General features: G+C 55.7%; 16 protein-coding genes. 13 read left to right on the top strand and 3 right to left on the bottom strand.

The window, feature by feature from the left end:
• The first annotated feature begins 90 nt into the window (after positions 1–90).
• The 11 genes from ndk to ACK13D_RS14400 all read left to right on the top strand — a co-directional run bounded on the left by ndk (position 91) and on the right by ACK13D_RS14400 (position 12,803).
• A complete protein-coding gene (gene ndk / locus ACK13D_RS14450; protein WP_003848684.1) occupies positions 91–522 on the top strand; it encodes a nucleoside-diphosphate kinase in 432 nt (143 codons plus the stop codon).
• A 187-nt stretch (positions 523–709) separates the two neighbouring features.
• Positions 710–1,879 carry a bifunctional tRNA (adenosine(37)-C2)-methyltransferase TrmG/ribosomal RNA large subunit methyltransferase RlmN gene (locus ACK13D_RS14445; protein ID WP_010257560.1) on the top strand — a complete coding sequence of 390 codons (1,170 nt, stop codon included), beginning with the start codon at positions 710–712 and terminating at the stop codon, positions 1,877–1,879.
• Positions 1,880–1,959: 80 nt separating this feature from the next.
• The gene (pilW, locus tag ACK13D_RS14440) at positions 1,960–2,694 is read left to right on the top strand and encodes a type IV pilus biogenesis/stability protein PilW (RefSeq protein ID WP_029519436.1); all 735 of its coding nucleotides are present in this window, start codon (positions 1,960–1,962) and stop codon (positions 2,692–2,694) included.
• A complete protein-coding gene (gene rodZ / locus ACK13D_RS14435) occupies positions 2,684–3,703 on the top strand; it encodes a cytoskeleton protein RodZ (protein WP_010257552.1) in 1,020 nt (339 codons plus the stop codon). The genes pilW and rodZ overlap by 11 nt, the downstream gene beginning before the upstream one ends.
• A gap of 37 nt (positions 3,704–3,740) precedes the next feature.
• On the top strand, positions 3,741–4,862 hold the full coding sequence (ispG, locus tag ACK13D_RS14430; RefSeq protein WP_003848692.1) for a flavodoxin-dependent (E)-4-hydroxy-3-methylbut-2-enyl-diphosphate synthase: 1,122 nt from the start codon (positions 3,741–3,743) through the stop codon (positions 4,860–4,862).
• Positions 4,863–4,967: 105 nt separating this feature from the next.
• Positions 4,968–6,242 carry a histidine--tRNA ligase gene (hisS, locus tag ACK13D_RS14425; RefSeq protein WP_010257545.1) on the top strand — a complete coding sequence of 425 codons (1,275 nt, stop codon included), beginning with the start codon at positions 4,968–4,970 and terminating at the stop codon, positions 6,240–6,242.
• Between the two features lie 39 nt (positions 6,243–6,281).
• Positions 6,282–6,899, top strand: a complete 618-nt coding sequence (locus ACK13D_RS14420) for a YfgM family protein (protein WP_010257542.1) — start codon at positions 6,282–6,284, stop codon at positions 6,897–6,899.
• 19 nt (positions 6,900–6,918) lie between these two features.
• Entirely contained in the window at positions 6,919–8,100 is a 1,182-nt protein-coding gene (bamB, locus tag ACK13D_RS14415; protein ID WP_010257539.1) for an outer membrane protein assembly factor BamB, read from the top strand.
• 174 nt (positions 8,101–8,274) lie between these two features.
• Entirely contained in the window at positions 8,275–9,765 is a 1,491-nt protein-coding gene (der, locus tag ACK13D_RS14410; RefSeq protein ID WP_010257536.1) for a ribosome biogenesis GTPase Der, read from the top strand.
• A gap of 62 nt (positions 9,766–9,827) precedes the next feature.
• Entirely contained in the window at positions 9,828–10,049 is a 222-nt protein-coding gene (locus tag ACK13D_RS14405) for a zinc ribbon domain-containing protein (RefSeq protein WP_031594238.1), read from the top strand.
• A gap of 312 nt (positions 10,050–10,361) precedes the next feature.
• Entirely contained in the window at positions 10,362–12,803 is a 2,442-nt protein-coding gene (locus ACK13D_RS14400; RefSeq protein WP_418796695.1) for a glucose/quinate/shikimate family membrane-bound PQQ-dependent dehydrogenase, read from the top strand.
• A gap of 45 nt (positions 12,804–12,848) precedes the next feature.
• Here ACK13D_RS14400 and ACK13D_RS14395 read toward each other — a convergent pair whose 3' ends face one another.
• The 3 genes from ACK13D_RS14395 to xseA all read right to left on the bottom strand — a co-directional run bounded on the left by ACK13D_RS14395 (position 12,849) and on the right by xseA (position 16,011).
• On the bottom strand, positions 12,849–13,181 hold the full coding sequence (locus ACK13D_RS14395) for a protealysin inhibitor emfourin (protein ID WP_187511702.1): 333 nt from the start codon (positions 13,179–13,181) through the stop codon (positions 12,849–12,851).
• The gene (locus tag ACK13D_RS14390; protein ID WP_010257519.1) at positions 13,178–14,191 is read right to left on the bottom strand and encodes a M4 family metallopeptidase; all 1,014 of its coding nucleotides are present in this window, start codon (positions 14,189–14,191) and stop codon (positions 13,178–13,180) included. The genes ACK13D_RS14395 and ACK13D_RS14390 overlap by 4 nt, the downstream gene beginning before the upstream one ends.
• A 446-nt stretch (positions 14,192–14,637) precedes the next feature.
• Positions 14,638–16,011, bottom strand: coding sequence for an exodeoxyribonuclease VII large subunit (gene xseA / locus ACK13D_RS14385; RefSeq protein WP_033769693.1), 1,374 nt, complete (start codon positions 16,009–16,011; stop codon positions 14,638–14,640).
• A gap of 168 nt (positions 16,012–16,179) precedes the next feature.
• Between xseA and guaB the strand changes: the two genes are divergently transcribed.
• Both guaB and guaA read left to right on the top strand, forming a co-directional pair.
• On the top strand, positions 16,180–17,646 hold the full coding sequence (guaB, locus tag ACK13D_RS14380) for an IMP dehydrogenase (protein WP_010671324.1): 1,467 nt from the start codon (positions 16,180–16,182) through the stop codon (positions 17,644–17,646).
• A gap of 68 nt (positions 17,647–17,714) precedes the next feature.
• Positions 17,715–19,295, top strand: coding sequence for a glutamine-hydrolyzing GMP synthase (gene guaA, locus ACK13D_RS14375; RefSeq protein WP_010671325.1), 1,581 nt, complete (start codon positions 17,715–17,717; stop codon positions 19,293–19,295).
• Positions 19,296–19,311: the final 16 nt, after the last annotated feature.

Below are 19,311 nucleotides of genomic sequence, written 5' to 3'. Positions count from 1 at the left end.
CAATGCCGGACTCAGCCCCTATAATCGGCGCCGTTTCTTAACCGGGGCGGACGCCACCGGTTTCTTCAGAACGTTAAGACAGAGGTCATCATGGCAATCGAACGTACTTTTTCTATCATCAAGCCAAACGCCGTCGCTAAAAATGTGATTGGTGCTATCTACAACCGTTTTGAAAGCGCTGGCTTCAAAATCGTTGGCGCAAAAATGCTGCAGCTGAGCAAAGAGCAGGCTGAAGGTTTTTACGCTGAGCACCAGGGCAAGCCATTCTTCGATGGTCTGGTTGAATTCATGACCTCTGGCCCGGTTGTTGTTTCCGTGCTGGAAGGTGAAAATGCCGTTCAGCGTCACCGTGACCTGATGGGTGCCACTAACCCGGCAAACGCACTGGCTGGCACACTGCGTGCTGACTACGCTGACAGCTTCACCGAAAACGCCACGCACGGTTCAGATTCTGCTGAATCCGCTGCCCGCGAAATCGCTTATTTCTTTGGCGAAAACGAAATCTGCCCACGTACCCGTTAATCGCCTGGCGATAAACGTTACGTCGGCTTTACAAAAATCTGCGTAGGGGAGGTCACTCCCGCCTGTTATCAGGCTGCAGATGTTGTACAATATTGCGCCTTCATTGACTCAGCTTAATGAAGGCGCAATTTTTTTCACCTATCCCTGAACAGCGCCATAACGTGTAACAACGAGGCCAGAGAATATTATGTCCGAACAGATTGTGACGTCCGCGTCCGCATCCCCTATTGTCGTCTCCCCCAAAAGCCAGAAAATAAACCTGCTGGATCTCAACCGTCAGCAGATGCGCGAATTCTTCCTGTCGCTGGGCGAAAAGCCTTTCCGCGCCGATCAGGTCATGAAGTGGATTTATCACTACTGCTGCGATGACTTCGAGCAGATGACCGACATCAACAAAAAGCTGCGTAACCGGCTGATGGAGCTGACGGAGATCCGTGCGCCAGAAGTGGCAGAAGAGATGCGCTCTACCGACGGCACCATCAAATGGGCCATTCGCGTGGGCGACCAGCTGGTGGAAACGGTCTATATCCCGGAAGGGGACCGCGCCACGCTCTGTGTCTCTTCACAGGTGGGTTGTGCGCTGGAGTGTAAATTCTGTTCGACCGCACAGCAGGGCTTTAACCGTAACCTGCGGGTGTCAGAAATTATTGGTCAGGTGTGGCGCGCGGCAAAAATTGTCGGCGCAGCGAAAATCACCGGCCAGCGTCCTATCACCAACGTGGTGATGATGGGCATGGGCGAGCCGCTGCTCAACCTCAATAACGTGGTCCCGGCGATGGAGATCATGCTGGATGACTTCGGTTTTGGTCTGTCGAAGCGTCGCGTGACCCTCTCCACTTCGGGTGTGGTGCCCGCGCTGGATAAACTGGGCGATATGATCGACGTCGCGCTGGCGATTTCCCTGCACGCGCCTAACGATAAGTTGCGTGATGATATTGTCCCGATCAACAAAAAGTACAATATCGAAACCTTCCTGGCGGCGGTGAAACGCTACATTGGCAAATCCAACGCCAATCAGGGACGCGTGACCATTGAGTATGTGTTGCTGGATCACGTCAATGACAGCACAGATGATGCGCATGAACTCGCCGCATTACTGAAAGAAACACCGTGTAAAATCAACCTGATCCCCTGGAACCCCTTCCCGGGCGCGCCTTATGGCCGTAGCTCCAACAGCCGCATCGATCGTTTCTCCAAAGTCCTGATGGACTATGGTTTTACGACCATCGTGCGTAAAACCCGTGGCGACGATATCGATGCCGCCTGTGGTCAGTTAGCCGGTGAGGTGATCGATCGTACCAAGCGTACGATGCGTAAAAAAATGGCGGGTGAAGCCATCTCTGTGAAGGCTCTCTAGAAGAGTGACTCAGAGCGTTTCCTGAAGTGATGACGCGTGGCAGGCTGCAGCCTGTCAACGTCAAGCGGATGGAAACGATTATGCGTAACGGATTACCTGCAGTTTTACTGGCGCTGTTTGTTGTAAGCGGGTGTGTCAGCCAGCATCACGAACCCGGAGCAGAAGAGGTGCGTCTGCAGTTAGGGATGCACTATCTGGCGGGTGGCGACTATGCCGCAGCTGAGCGAAACTTTCTGCGGGCACAGGCCGCCGCGCCAGAGGATTACCGGGTCTCGCTTGCGCTGGCTCGACTGGCGCAGAAGCAGGGTAATCAGACAGCGGCGCAGGCACGGTTTATACTGGCACAGCAGCAGGCCCCGGATAATGGTTTTGTTGCTAACAATTACGGTGCGTTTCTCTGCGCTTTAAGGCAGTATGGCGAAGCGCATCAACAGTTTAGTCGGGCAAGCGCAGCACCGCAGTTTGATGCACGCAATGACGCGCTTGAACTGGCAGGGTTTTGTTATCTGCAGGCTGGCGATATTGCCGCTGCCCGCAGGACACTACGCCAGGCCATTGAGGCTGACAGACGCAAAGCTGATTCGCTGCTGTCGGAAGCTGAAAAGCAGATGGCAGATAACCATCTGGCGAAGGTGCAGGTTTTGCTTGATGTTTACCAGCAACAGCTGCCCGCAACGGCACGAAGTCTGGCGTTACACTTACGTTTCGCCGCGCTACAGGGAGATGCCGCTGACGTTTCACGTTATGGCGACCAGTTAGCGCGACGTTTTCCGCAATCGATACAGTACCAGCGTTATTTAGCTAATGAATACTGAAGCCACTCAAGAAAACTCTGCATTACATTCAACAGGTGAACGCCTGCGTCTGGCCCGTGAGCAGATGGGGCTGACGCAGCAGAACGTCGCTGAACGCCTGTGCCTGAAACTTTCTACCGTGCGTGATATTGAGGAAGACAAATCGCCTGCCGATCTGGCCTCCACGTTCCTGCGCGGATACATTCGCTCCTACGCGCGTCTGGTGCACATTCCTGAAGAGGAACTGCTGCCGATGATGGCGAAACAGACACCGATTCGGGCTTCAAAGATCGAGCCGATGCAAAGTTTCTCGCTGGGCAAACGCCGCAAGAAACGCGACGGCTGGTTGATGATTTTCACCTGGCTGGTGGTGTTTGTGGTGGTGGGCCTGACCGGTGCCTGGTGGTGGCAGAATCATAAAGAGTCGCAGGATGATCTGGTGCCGATGACCGATCAGAACAGCAGCAGCGGTGATAGCGGCCAGTCCATTCCGCTGGGTGAATCCAGCGGTGACAGCGCGGCACCTGCCGCACCTGACGAAAGCAATACCACCAGTGACAACAGCGCAGCCAGTGCGCCAGCGAGTGCGGCTCCGGCCGCCACTGGCAGCAATAGCGCGACCACCGCACAGCCGGATACCACCAGCAATGCCGTGGTTTCACCGAGCCAGGCGCCCGTGGACAACTCAGCGGCTGCACCTGCGGCCACAAACACGAATACCAATACCAGCACGGCACCTCAGATGCCAGTAGGTGCAGCGGCGGTCAGTGAACCGGCTGCTGACCCTAATGCGGTGGTGATGACCTTTAACGCCGACTGCTGGCTGGAAGTGAGCGATGCCACCGGCAAAAAACTGTTCAGCGGCATTCAGCGCAGTGGTGGTAAACTCAGCCTCGCAGGAACGCCTCCGTATCGTCTGAAAATTGGCGCGCCTTCCGCTGTTCAGGTGCAATATCAGAATCAGCCCGTTGATTTAAGTCGTTTTATCCGTAATAACCAGGTTGCTCGCCTGACGTTGGGTGCGCAATAACAGCGTATCGCGTACCGGGCAATTGTGGAGAAGAAATATGCATAACGAAGCACCCATTATCCGTCGTAAATCCAAACGCATTTACGTCGGCAAGGTGCCGGTCGGTGACGGCGCACCCATCGCTGTCCAGTCGATGACCAACACCCGCACCACTGACGTGGAGGCGACGGTAAATCAGATCAAAGCCCTTGAGCGAGTCGGTGTCGACATCGTTCGTATCTCGGTGCCTACCATGGATGCCGCAGAAGCATTCAGGCTGATCAAACAGCAGGTAAACGTCCCGCTGGTTGCAGATATTCATTTTGACTACCGCATCGCCCTGAAAGTCGCCGAGTATGGCGTCGACTGCCTGCGCATCAATCCCGGTAACATCGGGAACAATGAGCGCATCCGTATGGTGGTCGACTGCGCGCGCGACAACAATATTCCGATTCGAATTGGCGTGAACGCCGGTTCGCTGGAGAAAGATCTGCAGGAAAAGTATGGCGAGCCGACGCCGCAGGCGTTGCTGGAATCTGCCATGCGTCATGTCGATCATCTCGACCGTCTTAACTTCGATCAATTCAAAGTCAGCGTTAAAGCCTCTGACGTTTTCCTCGCGGTTGAATCTTATCGTCTGCTGGCGAAACAGATTGAACAGCCACTGCATCTCGGTATCACCGAAGCGGGCGGCGCGCGGGCTGGCGCAGTGAAATCGGCGATTGGACTGGGTCTGCTGCTGTCAGAAGGGATCGGCGATACGCTGCGTATCTCGCTGGCCGCCGATCCGGTAGAAGAAGTCAAAGTCGGTTTCGATATCCTCAAGTCACTGCGCATCCGTTCTCGTGGCATCAACTTCATCGCCTGTCCGACCTGCTCACGTCAGGAGTTCGACGTTATCGGCACGGTCAACGCGCTGGAGCAGCGTCTGGAAGACCTCATCACCCCGATGGATGTCTCCATTATCGGCTGCGTGGTCAACGGACCCGGCGAGGCGACTCTCTCTACGCTGGGCGTGACCGGCGGCAGCAAGAAGAGTGGTTTCTACGAAGATGGTGTGCGTCAGCGCGATCGTCTCGACAACAATGACATGATCGATCAGCTGGAAGCGCGCATTCGTGCTAAAGCGTCGATGCTGGATGCCAGTCGCCGTATTGATGTGCAGCATCTGGAAAAATAATGGCGTACGCGGTTTGCGTGCGTGACTTTTTTGACTGAACCTGTGCGGTTTCATCCTCATAAGGTATGATGCCGGACAGGTTTTTTTGCATTAAGAGATTCTAACGTGGCGAAGAATATTCAGGCGATTCGCGGGATGAACGACTACCTGCCTGCGGATACCGCCCTCTGGCAACGGATTGAAGGCGTTCTCAAGCAGACGCTGGCGAGCTACGGTTACAGCGAAATTCGCTTACCGCTGGTGGAGCAAACCCCACTGTTTAAACGCGCCATCGGTGAAGTCACCGACGTGGTTGAAAAAGAGATGTATACCTTCGAAGACCGCAACGGTGAAAGCCTGACGCTGCGTCCGGAAGGCACTGCAGGTTGCGTGCGAGCCGGTATTGAACACGGTTTACTCTACAACCAGGAGCAGCGCCTGTGGTATATGGGCCCGATGTTCCGCTATGAGCGTCCGCAGAAAGGCCGCTATCGTCAGTTCTACCAGATTGGCGTGGAAGTGTTTGGTCTGCAGGGACCGGACATCGATGCTGAACTGATCATGCTGAACGCCCGCTGGTGGAAAGCCCTGGGTATCTCTGAGCACGTTCGTCTGGAACTCAACTCTATCGGTTCGCTGGAAGCACGCGCGCATTACCGCGACGCGCTGGTCGCCTTCCTTGAACAGCATAAAGAGGTGCTGGATGAGGATTGTAAACGCCGCATGTACACCAATCCGATGCGCGTTCTCGACACTAAAAATCCCGATATCCAGCAGTTACTGAATGATGCGCCACAGCTTGGCGACTATCTTGACGACGAATCACGTGAACATTTCAGCGGCCTGTGTGCCCTGCTGGATGACGCCGGGATCAGCTACACCGTCAATCAGCGTCTGGTACGCGGTCTTGATTATTACAATCGCACCGTGATTGAGTGGGTCACCGATAGCCTGGGTTCACAGGGCACGGTATGTGGTGGCGGTCGCTATGATGGCCTGGTTGAGCAGCTCGGTGGGCGCGCAACACCTGCCGTTGGCTTTGCCATGGGCATGGAGCGTCTGGTGCTGCTGGTTCAGGCGGTTAATCCTGAATTTGAACCGACGAGCAATGTGGATGTCTATGTTATCGCTTCAGGTCAGGGCGTGCAGTCTGCAGCAATGCAGCTGGCTGAAAAATTGCGTGATGAAGCGCCAGAACTGAGGCTGATGACCAACTTTGGCGGCGGCAACTTCAAGAAACAGTTTGCCCGTGCTGACAAGTGGGGTGCTCGCGTCGCACTGGTGTTAGGCGAGGACGAGGTCAAAGCCGGTCAGGTCGTGATTAAAGATCTGCGCCGTGGCGAGCAGCAAACGCTGGATCAGGCAGAGGCTGCTGCTGTCTTGCGCTCGCTGTTACAGTAAGCGTGACACAGCACCAACCATAGAAAGGAGAGGGATTGCGTGGAAGTGTATAGCAATGAGAACGAGCAGACCGACGCGCTGCGCAACTTTTTTGCCAACAATGGCAAAGCGTTAGCTATTGGCGTGGTGATCGGCATTGCTGCGCTGGGCGGCTGGCGTTACTGGAGCAGTCATCAGGACGATACGGCGAAGACAGTATCAGCGCAGTATCAGCAGCTCACCAGCGCCATGCAGGCGGGCAAACCGGAGACGCTGGAAGCGGTAAACCGTTTTGCCAGTGAAAACAGCAACACCTACGGTGCGCTGGCTGCGATGGATCTGGCGAAGCAGTATGTTGACGCCGGTCAGCTTGATAAAGCCGCGACGCTGCTGCAAAACGGACTGAAAGATACCAAAGATGCCAATCTGCAGGCGGTGATTAACCTGCGCCTGGCACGCATTCAACTGCAACAGAATCAAGCGGATGCGGCGCTTAAAACCCTTGACGGTGTGAAGGGTGATGGCTGGACAGCCATTGTGGCCGATATTCGCGGCGAAGCGCTGCTGACCAAAGGCGACAAGCAGGGCGCGCGCGATGCCTGGAGTAAAGGGGTTGAATCTGACGCCTCTCCGGCATTGAAGCAAATGATGCAGATGAAGATGAATAACTTAAGCTAAGCCAGTCAAGAGAGAGCGCATGGAATTACGTAAATACCTGCTGCCGGGACTGATTTCAGTCACTTTGCTCAGCGGTTGTTCGCTGTTTAGCGGCGAAGAAGATGTAGTAAAAATGGCCCCGTTGCCGAAGGTGGAAAATCAGTTCACGCCACAGAAAGTGTGGAGCACCTCGGTAGGCGATGGTGTCGGTGATTTCTACTCAAATCTGCATCCTGCCTGGCAGGATAATACGGTTTATGCTGCCGACCGCTTTGGTATCGTCAAAGCGCTCGATGCCGCAGACGGTAAAGAAAAATGGAAAGTCGATCTCTCTGAGAAAACCGGCTTCTTCTCTAAAAATCGCTCAGCCATGTTATCAGGTGGCCTGACGGCTGATGGCGATCGGGTCTATGTTGGCAGCGAGCGCGGCCAGGTTTATGCCCTCAACAGCAGTGATGGTAGCCTGGCGTGGCAGACGAAAGTCGCCGGCGAAGCACTGTCACGTCCGGTAGTCAGCGATGGTCTGGTGCTGGTTCATACCAGCAACGGCATGTTGCAGGGCCTGGATCAGAGCAGCGGTGCCGTGAAGTGGAGCGTCAACCTGGATATGCCAGCGTTGTCTCTGCGCGGTGAATCTGCTCCGGCTGTCGCTTTTGGTGGCGCGATTGTCGGTGGCGACAATGGTCGTGTCAGTGCCGTGGTGCTGAACCAGGGACAACTGGTCTGGCAGCAGCGTATTTCCCAGGTCAGCGGTGCCACTGAGATCGATCGTCTGAACGATGTCGATACCACTCCGGTTATCGTCAATGGCGTGGTTTACGCGCTGGCGTATAACGGCAATCTGACAGCACTGGATCTGCGTTCCGGCCAGATTTTGTGGAAACGCGAAATTGGCGGTGTGAAAGATCTGATTGTGGATGCCGGCCGCATCTATCTGGTCGATCAGGACGATCGTGTGATTGCGCTTAACGCTGACGGCGGCGTCGCCATCTGGCGTCAAAGCGATCTGCTGCATCGCAACCTGACTTCGCCGGTGCTCTACAACGGCTATCTGGTTGTCGGCGACAGTGAAGGTTATCTGCACTGGCTGAACACCACGGATGGTCGTTTTGTTGCGCAGCAGGAACTTGATAGCTCAGGCTTCCAGACCGAGCCGGTGGTCGCCAGCGATAAGCTGCTGATCCAGTCGAAAGATGGTGAGGTTTATGCGATTACCCGTTAACGGGTACACGTCTGGCAGGTGAAATCCTCCGTTCCGACGGCTCCTGATTTAATCAGGGGCCGTTTCGTTTTTAGTCAGGCATGGTATTCTTTGCGCCTTAAGCCTGAACTTGACGGCCAGAGCCGTTATAATCACGCCATTCGGGCGATTAATTATTTATTGAGGCATTTTGTTATGGTACCTGTGGTCGCGCTGGTTGGGCGTCCCAATGTGGGAAAATCTACGCTATTTAACCGCTTAACCCGCACACGTGATGCGCTGGTAGCGGATTTTCCTGGACTGACTCGCGATCGCAAATATGGTCGCGCCGAAGTGGAAGGGCGCGAATTTATTGTTATTGATACCGGTGGTATCGACGGCACCGAAGAGGGTGTTGAAACTCGGATGGCCGAGCAGTCACTGCTGGCGATTGAAGAAGCGGATGTCGTGCTGTTTATGGTCGATGCGCGTGCGGGCATGATGGCCGCCGATCAGCAAATCGCTAAGCATCTCCGTTCCCGTCAGAAAGCGACTTTCCTGGTGGCTAACAAAACTGACGGGATGGATCCTGATCAGGCGGTTGTGGACTTCTATTCACTGGGCCTGGGCGAGATCCACGCCATTGCGGCATCGCATGGTCGTGGTGTGAGCAGCCTGATAGAAGAGGCACTGCTGCCATGGATGGACAAAGTTGAGACGGTCGAGCTCACGGAAGAAGAAGAGAACCAGGCGTACTGGGCTGCGCTTGAAGCTGACGAGATTGCTGAGCAGGAAGCCGCAGAGGAAGAAGAAAACTTCGACCCGACGGGCCTGCCGATCAAACTGGCGATTGTTGGCCGTCCTAACGTAGGTAAGTCAACGCTTACCAACCGCATTCTCGGTGAAGACCGCGTGGTGGTCTACGATATGCCGGGCACCACCCGCGACAGCATCTATATTCCGATGGAGCGTGATGGACGTGAATACGTTCTGATCGATACGGCGGGTGTGCGTAAGCGTGCCAAAATCTCTGACACCGTAGAGAAATTTTCGGTGATCAAGACGCTGCAGGCGATTGAAGATGCCAACGTGGTGATGCTGGTGATTGATGCCCATGCCGGTATTTCCGATCAGGATCTGTCGCTGCTTGGCTTCATTCTCAACAGTGGTCGTTCGCTGGTGATTGTGGTCAACAAATGGGATGGCCTGTCGCAGGAAGTGCGTGATGAAGTGAAAGAGACACTGGACTACCGTCTGGGCTTTATCGATTTCGCCCGCATCCACTTTATCTCTGCGCTGCACGGCAGCGGCGTCGGCAATCTGTTTGAGTCGATCACTGAAGCCTATGACTGTTCGACGAAGCGTGTAAACACCTCGCTGCTGACCCGTATCATGAACATGGCGGCAGACGATCACCAGCCACCGCTGGTACGCAGTCGTCGCGTTAAGCTCAAATACGCGCACGCGGGGGGCTATAACCCGCCTATCGTGGTAATCCACGGTAATCAGGTTAAGGATCTGCCCGATTCTTACAAACGCTACCTGATGAACTATTTCCGTAAATCACTTAACGTGATGGGAACGCCAATTCGTATTCAGTTCAAAGAGGGTGATAACCCTTATGAAGGCAAACGTAACCTGCTGACACCAACGCAGCAGCGTAAACGTAAGCGTCTGCTGGCGCATATGAAAAAGAACAAGCGTTAAGAATAGAGGGCCATCTGGCCCTCTTTTTTTTGCTCTGAATAAACCGGAGCAGGGAGAAAATAGTGACTATTATTTGCGAAAAATGTCAGCAACCGCTGTCGCTCAGTGACGGTGAATTTATCTGTATTACCTGCGGTACGCATTACCCCGCACAACCCTGCTGTCCGGAGTGTCATCAGCCGCTTGAGGTGCTCAAAGCCTGCGGCGCGGTGGACTATTTTTGCCGGAACGGACATGGCCTTATCTCCCGCAAGCGCGTCCTTTTCCAGCCGCCAGGTCACTGACGCCGCTTTCAGCTACGCTTAAAACGTCTGAGAATTCAGAGCGACGACTGGCTCATTTTGTAGCAAAAATGCTATTGCGCCGTAACAAATGAGTTGTAGATATTCACTCTGTAATGTACCAGGTGGTACAATCCTGCCGCGTCGTGGGAGGGGCAAGCCACATCCGTGTTCTTCCGGCCCCTCGATCTCACGGACGCGGGTCTGTTTATATTCGATTTGAAACCGAGCGGTGCCCGGCGCGGACTGACTTAACGCGCCGGAGTCCGGATGGCATCTGTCCGGGCGCTCTGTTTATTCAGGAGAGTAAGTATTATGGCTGAAACATCCTCCCGCTCCGGAAAGGGGCTGGGAATAGCATCCGTGCTGCTCGGACTGGTGCTGCTTGCCACCGGTCTGTTTTTTGCAATTGGCGGCGGCAAACTGGTTGCACTTGGTGGCAGCGGGTACTTTTTAATTGCGGGTATCGTCACTGTACTCTCCGCAATTCAGTTCTTCCGTCGTAAATCCTCGGCAGTGGTTCTGTTCCTGCTGGTCTTTGTCGGCACCCTGATCTGGTCGCTGTTCGACGCGGGCCTGGAGTTCTGGCCGCTGGTATCACGCCTGATGGTGCCTGCCGGACTGATGCTGCTTGCCTTCCTGATCTGGCCTTCACTGCGTAAGCATGAAGGTAAGCACTCACTGGCAAAACCCTCTTATGCGTTCTCTGCGCTGCTGGCGGCAGGCATGGTTGTTACGCTGGTGCAGATGTTCCAGCCACATCCTACCGTTGCAGGCACGGGCGAAGAGCTGCCGCTGATCCCGGTAGATAAAGCGAAACAGCAGAAAGACTGGGATAACTACGGTAATACTCCGCAGGGCAGCCGCTTTGTGGCGCTGGATCAAATCACCCGCGACAACGTGAAAGATCTGCAGGTGGCCTGGACTTTCCGCACCGGTGATACCCCTGTCAGCCCGACCGGCAACGGCGCAGAAGATCAGCAGACACCGTTGCAGATTGGCAACACCCTTTATCTCTGCACACCGCACAACAACGTCATCGCCGTTGAAGCCAACAGCGGTAAGCAGATCTGGAAACGTGAAATCAATGCCAAAGCGGAAGTCTGGCCGCGCTGTCGTGGTCTGGCTTACTTTGACGCCACAAAACCGCTGCAGCAGCCAGATAAGCCGGGGTCTTCACCTGTGACTGCCGCAGTGTTGCCAGCCGGTGACAGCTGTCAGCGTCGTATTCTGATGAACACCATCGACGCGCGTCTGATTGCGATCAATGCTGACAACGGTGAGTTCTGTGAAAACTTTGGCGATCACGGCATCGTTGATCTCAAAGCGGGCATGGGCAAGGCACCGGATCCGCAATATCAGCTGACCTCAGCGCCAACCCTGGCTGGCACCACTGTGGTGGTCGGCGGTCGCGTAGCGGATAACGTGCAGACGGATATGCCGGGTGGCGTGTTGCGTGGCTTTGACGTTATCACCGGCCAGATGCGCTGGGCGTTTGACCCAGGCAATGTTGACCCGAATGCGATATTGATGCCGGGTAAAGATTATACCCGCAGTACGCCGAACTCATGGGCACCGATGTCTTACGACCCGGCAATGAACACCGTGTTCATTCCAATGGGCAGTTCGTCGGTTGACCTCTGGGGTGCGAACCGTACTGAGCTGGATCACAAATATGGCGCATCGGTTCTGGCGCTGGATGCCACGACCGGTAAAGAGAAGTGGGTCTATCAGACCGTGCATAACGATCTGTGGGACTTTGACCTGCCGATGCAGCCAAGCCTGATCGACTTCCCGCAAAAAGATGGCACTACCAAACCAGCGGTAGTGATTGGCGGCAAAACCGGCATGATCTTCGTACTTGACCGTATGACCGGCAAGCCGCTGACCAAAGTCGAAGAACTGCCGATGCCGCAGGGTCATATCCCGAACGAGCAGTACACCAAAACGCAGCCACACTCGACCGGGATGCCGCAGATTGGCAACCAGACGCTGAAAGAGTCTGACATGTGGGGTGCCACGCCGTTTGATCAGCTGGCCTGCCGCATTGGCTTCAAATCCATGCGCTATGATGGCCTGTTCACCGTGCCGGACACCGACAAGTCTCTGAGCTTCCCGGGTTCGCTGGGCGGTATGAACTGGGGCAGCATGTCGGTCGATCCGAACAACCACCTGTTGTTCGTCAATGATATGCGTCTGGGTCTGTGGGTTCAGATGATCCCGGCTGATACCAGCAATATTGCGCGTGGCAGCAACGGCGGCGAAGCGATCAACACCGGTATGGGTGCCGTTCCGCTGAAAGGCACGCCATATGCTGTGAATAAAAATCGCTTTATGTCACCGCTGGGCATCCCATGTCAGAAACCGCCATTTGGTACGCTGTCGGCGATTGACATGAAAACGCAGAAAATCGTCTGGCAGGTGCCGGTCGGCACGGTGCAGGATACCGGACCATTCGGTATCAAGTTGCGCGTGAAAATGCCGGTTGGCATGCCAACGCTGGGCGGTACGCTGGCCACGCAGGGCGGCCTGGTGTTCATCGCGGGTACGCAGGATTACTATCTGCGCGCCTTTGATTCTTCAACCGGCAAAGAGGTGTGGAAAGCACGTCTGCCGGTGGGCAGTCAGGGTGGACCGATGAGCTACGTCTCACCGAAAGATGGTAAGCAGTACATCCTGATCTCGGCAGGTGGCGCACGTCAGTCACCGGACCGTGGTGATTATGTGATTGCTTACGCGCTGCCAGACAGCAAGTAACAACGCTTAATGAAAAGGGCCGACATTGTCGGCCCTTTTTTTTGCTTATTTACCGTCGCGCCACAGCGCCTGCAACTCAGGCGGCGCCACCTGTTCCGGAATCAACAGCACTATCGTCCCGACCTCGCGGTGCGTTGCATACTGAATCTGGATGCGAAAATAGCGTTGATCGCCACTGCCCACCTGCGCGGCTTTCTCCTCCGGTTCGCCCAGCGGCATCGCCTGCTGCAGCGCATGGCAGACGCGCGCTCTTTCTGGCGGCGGCAGATCGCCCAGCATAAAGCGTCGTTCGGCGCGTAGCCCCGGAATAAAGGCCATGCCGCCTTCACGCGCGACGATGATGGTGGCGTCATCAGTGAGTTCGGGCAGGTCACTCATAGCACGCCAACCTCCTTCCACGCCTGTTCAATGGCACTGCCGACCGATTCGTTGAACCGTTTTTTACCATGCTGAACGGTGAAGCGGGCAAAGGTCTTAAAGTCAGCATCCTGTGGCAGTTCGTCGTCACACACCGTATCGTACCAGGCATATCCCGCCTGTTCCCACGCATAACCACCCAGCGCTGTTGCTGCCAGATAAAAAGCCCGGTTAGGGATGCCGGAGTTGATATGAACCCCGCCATTATCTTCACGTGTCTTCACGTAGTGATCCATGTGTGCCGGTTGCGGATCTTTGCCCAGCATCGGGTCATCATAGGCCGAGCCAGGTTCAGACATCGATCGCAGACCACGCCCATTGATGCCGCTTGCCAGCAGGCCTTCGCCGATAATCCAGTCCGCCTCATCGGCGCGCTGTTTTTTACTGAACTGTTTCACCAGCGAGCCAAACACATCTGACAGTGACTCGTTCAGTGCACCAGCCTGCTCGAAGTAGATCAAGCCGGCTTCATTTTCCGTCACGCCATGCGCCAGTTCGTGCGCCACAACGTCAATCGCAATGGTGAAGCGATTAAAGATTTCGCCGTCACCATCACCAAATACCATTTGCTGACCGTTCCAGAAGGCGTTCTGGTATTTGTCACCGTAGTGCACGGTACCGAGCAATTTCAGCCCCTGATTATCCAGCGAATTACGCTGATAAGCCTGCCAGAAGAAGTCATAGGTTACGCCAAGATAGTTCCAGGCTTCCTCAGCCGCCACGTCGTCATTGCCGGGCTGGCCCTCCTGACGAATCAACTTACCTGGCAGGGTCTGCTGACTTTGCGCATCATAAATTTCACGATCTACGTGGCCGCCTGCCGCGGTTTTTGCCACCGGCTGCTTTTGCCAGTGTTCCGCCATCAGGTGCTGGACGTGTGTCAGGGTGCGACGCGCCTGCTCCTGCTGGTGGCCGGAACCGTGCGCGATGATTTTGCGAAGGATATAGGGAGGAATAACGCAATAAGCCATCTGAAACTCCTTGGCGACAGGGAATGTGCCAGAAAGTATAGACCCGTCAGGCTGGTTAGACCTCATTAGTAAGGCCAGCGTTAAGTGTAAAAGTGTGAGCTGACGGGCAGAGTCAGGAAGCAGTTTTGCGGCGGCGGTTTTCTGAGGCAACACCTTTGGTAAGCCATCTGAAACGCCCTGGCGACAGGGAATGTGCCAGAAAGTATAGACCCGTCAGTCTGGTTAGACCTCATTAGTGAGGCCAGCGTTAAGTGTAAAAGTGTGAGCTGACGGGCAGTGTCAGGAGACGGTTTTGCGGCGGCGCTTTTCTGAGGCAACAACGTTGGCCAGCCATCTGAAACGCCCTGGCGACAGGGAATGTGCCAGAAAGTATAGACCCGTCAGTCTGGTTAGACCTCATTAGTGAGGCCAGCGTTAAGTGTAAAAGTGTGAGCTGACGGGCAGAGTCAGGAGGCGGTTTTGCGGCGGCGCTTTTTCTCAGGCAGTAACTGCGTCACCTGGCTTTCAACCCAGCCATCATCAAGACGGGTACGGAGCAGGTCGCCGCTCTGGAGCTGTGCGGTTTTCTTCACCACCTGTCCGGCAGTGTCGGTGGTCACGCTAAAACCGCGCGCCAGCGTCGCCAGCGGGCTGACGCCTTCCAGCTGCGCCACCAACTGACCAAAGTGCTGTTTGCTGGTGCTCAGCTGTTTTGTCATGCTCTGCTGCAGGCGGTAGTGCCAGCTTTGCAGCTGTTTTTGCGCATCGAACAGCCGCTGCTGAGGCTGCTGGGCATTGAGTCGATGCGACAGACGATCCTGCTGACGCGTGGCCTGACGCAGGTGGGTTTCCATTGCTTCCCCCAGTCGCTGCTGCAGGCGGAACAGGGCGGTCTGCTGACGGGCCAGACGCAGCTGCGGATGCTGCTGTTGCAGACGATGTTCAAGGCGGGAGTAAAGCCGCTGCTGACGTGCCAGGTAGTAATCCATCGCCATCTCCAGCCGCTGTTGCTGTGACTGCAACTGACGCAGTAACTCCAGCTGGTTACGGCTGACAATTTCAGCCGCGGCGGAAGGGGTGGGTGCACGTAAATCGGCAACGAAGTCGGCAATGGTGACATCGGTTTCATGACCCACCGCGCTGACGATGGGAATGCGGCTGGCAAAAATGGCGCGCGCCACGCGTTCATCGTTAAAGCCCCACAAATCTTCCAGCGAACCGCCGCCGCGTCCGACAATTAAGACGTCGCACTCGTTGCGCAGGTTGGCGATTTCAATTGCGCGGACGATAGCCGCTGGCGCATCGACGCCCTGAACCACGGTCGGGTAGATGACCACGGGCAGAGAGGGATCACGGCGATGCAGCACGCGTAACACATCGTGCAGCGCCGCGCCGGTGGAAGAGGTGATCACCCCGACCTGACGCGCCGGTTCCGGCAGCGGTTGCTTATGCTGCGGATCAAACAGTCCTTCGGTAGCCAGTTTTGCTTTCAGCAGTTCAAACTGCTGCTGCAGCAAGCCTTCACCCGCCGGATGCATACTTTCTGCAATCAGCTGATAGTCACCGCGTGGCTCATAGAGAGTGATGTTGGCGCGAACCAGCACCTGCTGACCATGCTGCGGACGAAAGGTAACGCGTCGGTTACTGTTGCGGAACATAGCACAGCGAACCTGAGCGCCATCATCTTTCAGCGTGAAGTACCAGTGACCGGATGCCGGTTGCGTGAAGTTGGAGATCTCGGCGCTGATCCAGACCAGGCCCATCTCTTTCTCCAGCAGCTGACGCACTGTCGTATTGAGACGGCTGACGGTAAAAATATTGGCGATGGGTGGCAGCGACATGTGACGAAGATCAAATTCCAAATCAGCAGGTTAATTCATCGATACTACAGGGCTGTCAGTGCGGATCAAGAGTTTTTCGTAAATAATGCTGGAGGCAATCGATTACGGCCTGTATAATGCCGCGGCAATATTTTATCTATTCTCAATCACCCGAGGTGGAGTATTGCCATGTTAAGAATCGCTAAAGAAGCACTCACTTTTGACGACGTTCTGCTCGTCCCTGCACACTCCACCGTCCTGCCGAATACGGCCGATCTCAGCACTCAGCTGACCAAAAATATCCGTTTAAATATTCCTATGCTCTCCGCTGCCATGGACACCGTGACCGAGTCGGGTCTGGCGATTGCGCTGGCACAGGAAGGCGGCCTTGGCTTCATCCATAAAAATATGTCAATCGAACGCCAGGCGGACGAAGTGCGCAAGGTGAAGAAACATGAAAGCGGCGTGGTGACTGAACCACAGACCGTTCTGCCAACCACCCCACTGGCTGACGTTAAAGCGCTGACCGAGCGCAACGGCTTTGCGGGCTATCCGGTGGTTAACCGCGACAACGAACTGGTGGGTATCATCACCGGTCGTGACGTGCGCTTTGTCACTGACCTTTCACAGCCTGTCTCTGCAGTCATGACCCCGAAAGATCGTCTGGTGACGGTGAAAGAGGGCGAAGCGCGCGATGTGGTGCTGCACAGGATGCATGAAAAGCGCGTTGAGAAAGCGCTGGTGGTGGATGACAGCTTCCATCTGCTGGGCATGATCACCGTTAAAGATTTCCAGAAAGCTGAACGTAAACCTAACGCCTGTAAAGATGAGCAGGGCCGTCTGCGTGTCGGTGCGGCAGTTGGCGCAGGTGCAGGTAACGAAGAGCGTATCGATGCGCTGGTTGCAGCGGGCGTTGACGTGCTGCTGATTGACTCTTCACACGGCCATTCTGAAGGCGTGCTGTCACGTATCCGTGAAACCCGTGCCAAATACCCGGACCTTGAAATCGTTGGCGGCAACGTAGCCACCGGTGCAGGCGCACTGGCGCTGGTTGCGGCAGGCGTCAGCGCCGTTAAAGTGGGTATCGGCCCGGGCTCTATCTGTACTACCCGTATCGTGACCGGCGTGGGCGTTCCGCAGATCACTGCCGTCTCTGACGCAGTCACCGCGCTGGAAGGCACCGGTATTCCGGTGATTGCCGATGGCGGTATCCGTTTCTCCGGTGACATCGCGAAAGCGATCGCCGCCGGTGCGTCCTGTGTCATGGTCGGTTCGATGCTGGCGGGGACCGAAGAGTCACCGGGCGAGATCGAACTCTATCAGGGCCGTTCGTTCAAATCCTATCGCGGTATGGGTTCACTGGGCGCGATGTCTAAAGGCTCTTCTGACCGTTACTTCCAGACCGATAACGCCGCTGACAAACTGGTGCCGGAAGGTATCGAAGGTCGCGTGGCCTATAAAGGCCGTCTGAAAGAGATCGTGCATCAGCAGATGGGCGGCCTGCGCTCGTGCATGGGCCTGACCGGTTGCCCGACCATTGATGACCTGCGCACCAAGGCGGAGTTTGTCCGCATCAGCGGCGCCGGCATCAATGAGAGCCACGTGCATGATGTGACCATCACCAAAGAGTCACCGAACTATCGCATGGGTTCATAATCCCGATTTCCCGCCCGGCTTCAGCCGGGCGCTTTTATTGATTAAGTCACCGTTCTGGAAAACCCTCAATGACGACGGAAAATATCCATAAGCATCGCATTCTGATTCTCGATTTCGGCTCACAATATACTCAGCTGGTTGCACGTCGCGTACGCGAGCTGGGCGTTTACTGTGAACTCTGGGCATGGGATGTCACCGAAGAGCAGATTCGCCAGTTCAACCCAAGCGGCATCATCCTTTCCGGTGGCCCGGAGAGCACCACCGAACTGAACAGCCCGCGTGCGCCTGAATATGTCTTCAGCGCTGGCGTGCCGGTGCTGGGTGTCTGCTACGGTATGCAGACGATGGCGATGCAGTTGGGCGGCACCGTTGCTGGCTCAACCGAGCGCGAGTTTGGTTATGCGCAGGTTGAAGTGACGACGCCAAGCGCCCTGGTTCGCGATATTGAAGATGCGATCAGCGCCGCCGGCAAACCGCTGCTGGATGTCTGGATGAGCCACGGCGACAAAGTCACGGCGATCCCGGCTGACTTCGTGACCGTTGCCAGCACAGAAACCTGTCCGTTCGCCATCATGGCTAACGAAGAGAAGCGTTTCTACGGCGTGCAGTTCCACCCGGAAGTGACCCATACCCGCCAGGGCCTGCGGATGCTTGAGCGCTTCGTTATCGACATCTGTGAATGTGAAGCCCTGTGGACGCCAGCCAAAATTATTGAAGATGCGGTTGAACGCCTGCGTGTGCAGGTCGGCAACGACAAAGTGATCCTCGGCCTGTCTGGTGGTGTTGACTCCTCCGTGACGGCAATGCTGCTGCATCGCGCCATTGGCGACCGTCTGACCTGCGTGTTCGTAGATAACGGGCTGCTGCGCCTGAACGAAGCACAACAGGTTATGGATATGTTTGGCGACCACTTCGGCCTCAACATTATTCACGTTGAAGGCGAAGCGCGCTTCCTCGACGCGCTGGCAGGTGAGAATGAGCCGGAAGCGAAACGTAAAATTATCGGTCGCGTCTTTGTGGAAGTCTTCGACGAAGAAGCGCTGAAGCTGCAGGACGTTAAGTGGCTGGCACAGGGCACCATCTATCCGGATGTTATTGAGTCTGCGGCCTCTGCAACCGGTAAGGCGCACGTCATCAAATCGCATCACAACGTCGGCGGCCTGCCGAAAGAGATGAAGATGGGCCTGGTTGAGCCGCTGCGTGAGCTGTTCAAAGATGAAGTGCGTAAGATTGGTCTGGAGCTGGGCCTGCCTTACGACATGCTCTATCGCCATCCGTTCCCGGGCCCAGGTCTGGGCGTGCGCGTGCTGGGCGAAGTGAAGAAAGAGTATTGCGACCTGCTGCGCCGTGCCGATGCCATCTTCATTGAAGAGCTGCATAAAGCGGATCTCTATAACAAAGTCAGCCAGGCGTTCACCGTCTTCCTGCCGGTACGTTCAGTCGGCGTGATGGGCGATGGCCGTAAATATGACTGGGTTGTCTCGCTGCGTGCGGTGGAAACCATCGACTTTATGACCGCACACTGGGCACACCTGCCGTATGATTTCCTGGGCCGTGTCTCTAACCGCATCATCAATGAAGTCGACGGCATCTCCCGCGTGGTGTATGACATCAGCGGTAAGCCACCAGCGACGATTGAGTGGGAATGATTTAACGTCTGGCAAC

This window comes from Pantoea sp. K16 (assembly GCF_048452805.1).
Classification (GTDB): domain Bacteria; phylum Pseudomonadota; class Gammaproteobacteria; order Enterobacterales; family Enterobacteriaceae; genus Pantoea; species Pantoea agglomerans.
Note: the sequence above shows the minus strand (reverse complement) of the source record. Positions and strands in the feature narration are given on the sequence as shown.